The organism is Protofrankia sp. CiT1, assembly GCF_917627335.1.
GTDB lineage: Bacteria > Actinomycetota > Actinomycetes > Frankiales > Frankiaceae > Protofrankia.
The window spans coordinates 24594-27533 of record NZ_CAKJTP010000001.1 but is presented as its reverse complement, the minus strand read 5'-3'; the positions used below and the strand labels follow the sequence as shown (position 1 = coordinate 27533).

Genomic DNA, 2940 nt, shown 5'->3' with positions numbered 1-2940 from the left:
GCCTCGCGATGCACGCACCCCAGCCCCGCTCCTTGATCCACGCACCTATTACCGGTCGCTCTTAATGATCTCTGCCAGAAGCTGAGGCTCCTGCCGGATTGGCGAAGCCGATCCGGCAGGTCCGTCGGGGCACGCCGGATGCCAGGGGATGCGCCGCGGGGCGGTCCAAGCCCCGGTAGCGGTGTTCTACCGGGGCCAACGACAACGATGAGAGGCGCCCTCTGGCGCCGACAGGCCCTGGGCGAGCTTGCCGGCGGCGGCCACGTGGTCCCGCGCACGACGAGAGGACCCGTACAGGCCCGTGGTGTGACAGGTGTGGTGGAGCGAGCTCAGGCGTCGGTCAGCGAAGCGTGCCGCGCGGCCATGGCCGACTTCTTGTTAGCGGCCTGGTTGGCGTGGATGACGCCTTTGCTGACTGCCTTGTCCAGCTTCCGCGAGGCGACGCGCAGCTCAAGGCCGGCGCGCTCCGGGTCACCGGCGTCCGCGGCCGCGCGGAAGCGGCGGATGACCGTCTTCAGTTCGGACTTAACGGCCTTGTTGCGCAGCCGCCGCTTCTCGTTCGTGAGGTTGCGCTTGATCTGCGACTTGATGTTGGCCACGCGAAAGAACCCCTGGTCGTCGAATCGGTATGGGCGGCGGTCGGGCACCGGCGTCGGTTCACCGCCACCGAGCGGCGTACGTCCGTCTTCCGTCCCCTGGAAAGCGAAGCCGCCCGGGAGACGTCGATAAGCCTATCAAGGTTTCAACGAGCCGCTCGCGGGCGGGCGCCGGTTCCTCCCGGCCGCGAGCGGATGTCGACGGTTGTGAGGTGCCGGCCGCGGGCACGCCCAGGCGCGAGCCTGCCGCGCCGGTGTAACGCCGGTGCAGCGCGATGGCCATCGCGATGGCCATCGCCGAGTGCTCGCATGACGAGCCTGGCACGATGGGTGTAGTGCCCCCGACGGGCGTGACCCCGCTGGGCACGGTCCGTCCTGATGAAACGAGAAGACTCCCGCGTGCCCGCAGCCTCCGGCCCCCGTCGCGTCAACCAGGCCTCGGTTGACCAGGCGTTGATCCGCAACTTCTGCATCATCGCCCACATTGACCACGGCAAGTCGACCCTCGCGGACCGGATGCTTGGTGTGACCGGCGTCGTCGAAGCCCGCAACATGCGTGCTCAGTATCTGGACAAAATGGACATCGAGCGCGAGCGTGGCATCACGATCAAGGCGCAGAGTGTCCGGCTGCCCTGGCAGGCCGATGACGGTCGCGACTACGTCCTGCATCTGATCGACACTCCTGGCCATGTGGACTTCACCTACGAGGTGAGCCGCTCGCTGGCGGCATGCGAAGGCGCGGTCCTGCTGGTCGACGCGGCCCAGGGCATCGAGGCTCAGACGTTGGCAAACCTCTATCTGGCACTCGAGAACGATCTTCAGATCATCCCCGTGCTTAACAAAATTGATCTTCCGGCCGCGCAGCCCGAGAAGTACGCGGCTGAGCTGGCGCAGATCATCGGCTGTGATCCTGACGACGTCCTGCGCGTGTCGGGTAAGACCGGGCTGGGCGTGCCCGAGCTGCTCAATGAGATCGTCCGCCGGGTCCCCGCGCCCATGGGCGACCCGGATGCACCCGCTCGAGCCATGATTTTCGACAGTGTCTACGACAGCTATCGAGGCGTCATCACGTATGTGCGGGTGGTCGACGGCCGGCTGACCACCCGGGACCGTTGCCTGATGATGTCCACGCGGGCCAGCCACGAGACCCTTGAGGTCGGGGTGATCTCGCCGGACCCGATTGCCCGCGACGGTCTGTCAGCGGGCGAGGTCGGTTACCTGATCCCGGGCGTCAAGGATGTCCGACAGGCTCGCGTCGGCGACACCGTGACATCGGCGAGCCGGCCGGCCGACCGGCCGCTGGGTGGATACCGTGATCCACGCCCAATGGTTTACAGCGGCCTGTATCCGCTTGATGGCAGCGAGTATCCAGCATTGCGCGAAGCCTTGGACAAGCTGCAGCTCAACGACGCCGCGCTGACCTACGAGCCGGAGACGTCCGCGGCATTGGGTTTTGGGTTCCGCTGCGGTTTCCTCGGGCTTCTTCATCTGGAGATCGTCCGGGAGCGGCTGGAGCGGGAGTTCGGCCTCACGCTCATCTCCACCGCGCCGAACGTGGTCTACCGCGTGCTCCTGGACGATGGCACCGAGACCGTTGTCACCAACCCGAGTGACTGGCCCGCCGGAAAGATCACCGATGTTTACGAACCGGTTGTGGAAGCGATGGTGCTGTTGCCGGCGGACTTCGTGGGGCAGGTGATGGAGCTGTGCCAGGGCCGCCGCGGCACACTGCGCGGAATGGACTATCTCTCCACAGACCGGGTGGAGCTCAAGTACACGCTGCCGCTCGGCGAGATTATTTTTGACTTCTTCGACGCGTTGAAATCCCGTACCCGCGGGTATGCCAGCCTCGATTACGAACCTGCCGGGGAACAGGCGTCCGACCTGGTGAAGGTCGACATTCTTCTGCAGGGGGAAACTGTGGACGCATTCTCCGCGATCGTGCACAGGGACAAGGCGTACGGCTATGGCGTGGCGATGACATCCCGGCTGCGGGAGCTGATCCCGCGCCAACAGTTCGAGGTGCCGATCCAGGCGGCGATCGGCAGCCGGATCATCGCCAGGGAGAACATCCGCGCGATCCGCAAGGACGTTCTCGCGAAGTGTTACGGCGGTGATATCACGCGTAAGCGCAAGCTGCTGGAGAAGCAGAAGGAGGGCAAGAAGAAGATGAAGACCATCGGCCGGGTCGAGGTTCCGCAGGAGGCTTTCATCGCGGCCCTGTCGACGGATGCCGCCCAGGCCTCGAACACCTCGAAGGGCACGAAGTAGCGGCGAGCGCCGCCTGGGCCTCATCGAGGTGACGAGGCCCAGGCGGCGCGACGCGGCCCGGCCGGGCCGCGGG

At 66.0% G+C, this 2940-nt stretch carries 2 protein-coding genes; one reads left to right on the top strand and one right to left on the bottom strand.

The genetic code is table 11. The annotated features are described in order from the left end of the window. Window positions 1-329 precede the first annotated feature (329 nt). The gene (gene rpsT, locus MJ785_RS00115) at window positions 330-599 is read right to left on the bottom strand and encodes a 30S ribosomal protein S20 (RefSeq protein ID WP_239308347.1); all 270 of its coding nucleotides are present in this window, start codon (window positions 597-599) and stop codon (window positions 330-332) included. Window positions 600-995: 396 nt separating this feature from the next. On the opposite strand from rpsT, the gene lepA reads away from it, so the two are divergent. Next, on the top strand, window positions 996-2867 hold the full coding sequence (gene lepA, locus MJ785_RS00110) for a translation elongation factor 4 (protein WP_239308348.1): 1872 nt from the start codon (window positions 996-998) through the stop codon (window positions 2865-2867). The last annotated feature ends 73 nt before the right edge of the window (window positions 2868-2940 follow it).